At 64.6% G+C, this 1,704-nt stretch carries 1 protein-coding gene; it reads left to right on the top strand.

The window, feature by feature from the left end; translation table 11 throughout:
* The first annotated feature begins 68 nt into the window (after positions 1-68).
* A complete protein-coding gene (locus tag ACFYOW_RS49565) occupies positions 69-1,673 on the top strand; it encodes an ISL3 family transposase (RefSeq protein WP_387299161.1) in 1,605 nt (534 codons plus the stop codon).
* The last annotated feature ends 31 nt before the right edge of the window (positions 1,674-1,704 follow it).

Raw genomic sequence — 1,704 nt, forward strand, 5'->3', positions numbered from 1 at the left:
GTGGCTCTGGCACACTTTCGGTGCAGCGGTTCAGCAATCGCATTGCGGCGCTGATGATTCCGATGTAGATGCTGCTGGTGGCTGTGAGTGCGGTGGAGTCGGTGTGTGGGGTGTTGTTTCCGCATCTGTCCGGGATTCGAGTCGATGGCGTGGAGGCGCGTGGGTCCACGGTCTGGTTCGATGCCCGCAGCGACGCGGACACCGCCGCATGCCCGAAGTGTGGGACGGTGTCCGACCGGGTTCACAGCCGATACGTCCGGTATCTGTCCGATCGTAGTGTCGGCGGGCGTGAAGTGCGTATTCGCGTGCAGGTGAGGCGATTCCGATGCCCGGACCGCCAGTGCTCGCGAGTGATTTTCGCGGAGCGGCTCGGTGACCTGGCTGGCTGGTATCAGCGCCGCAGCAGCATGCTCACCACACTGCTCACCATGGTCGGGCTGGCACTGGGCGGGCGGGCCGGTCACCGGATGACCCGCCACCTCGCCACTGAGGTGTCTCGGTCCACGCTGCTGCGGCTGGTCCGAGCAATCCCGTTGCCGCAGGTGGGCGCGCTGCCGACCGTCGGCATCGACGATTTTGCCATCCGCCGGGGCCGCGTCTACGGCACGATCATCGTCGATATGGCGACCCGCCAGCCGGTCGATCTGCTCGAGGATCGCACTTCCGACACTGTCGCTGACTGGCTGCGTGAGCATCCGGAGGTCCGGGTCGTCTGCCGTGACCGCGGCGGTCCCTACGCTGACGGCGCCAGCCGCGGCGCCCCCGCCGCGATTCAGGTTGCAGATCGCTGGCATCTGCTGCACAACCTCACCACAGCGGTTGACCGTGTCGTTCGCGCACACCGTAAATGCCTTGTCCAACAAGAAGATACATCAGAAAGTGATCAGGAACCGGTGACGCCGGAAGCTGCGCCACCGGGTTCGGGTTCCAGGGCCGAGGCGATCCGGCAACGGTATACCGACATCCACGAGTTGTTCACCCGTGGTGTGAACATCAGCGTGATCAGCGAGCGGTTACGGCTGGATCGCAAGACTGTCCGCCGCTATGTCCAGGCCGACAACGTCGAGCACCTGCTCGCCCCTGTCGCCAAACGGGGCAGTGCTCTCGATGAACACACGCTCTATCTGCGGCAACGCTGGGACGAGGGGTGCACCAACGCGCTGCGCCTGCTCGAAGAGCTGCGCGAGCGCGGCTACAGCGGCAGTCACCGGTCGGTGCGGCGGCTGGTGCAAACCTGGCGCGTCACCACACCACCAGCCGCGGCGAAAATAGCGGCGACGACGACACCGCGTGACGTCGCCGGCTGGATGATGCGACCGGCGACCGCGCTCACCGACGACGAAAAACGCCAGCTGCAACAGATTCTGGCCGGTTGCGACACGCTGCGGCAGATGAACCAACTCGTCGCCGACTTCGCGGGCATGGTCCGCGAACGCGGCGGCAAACACCTGGACACATGGATCGCCGACGCTCGGTCCAGCGGCATCAAACAGCTCGCGAGTTTCGCCGATGGGCTGCTCAAAGACTATGACGCTGTCCGCAACGGTCTCACCCTGGAGTGGAGTAGCGGCGCCGTCGAAGGCAACGTGAATCGCGTGAAAATGCTGAAGCGGCAAATGTTTGGCAGAGCCAACTTCGATCTTCTTCGCCGCCGTGTGCTCCTGGTCGATTAGCACGCCGTCATCGAAAGTGTGCCAGAGCCAC

The organism is Nocardia sp. NPDC006982 (assembly GCF_042869435.1).
Classification (GTDB): domain Bacteria; phylum Actinomycetota; class Actinomycetes; order Mycobacteriales; family Mycobacteriaceae; genus Nocardia.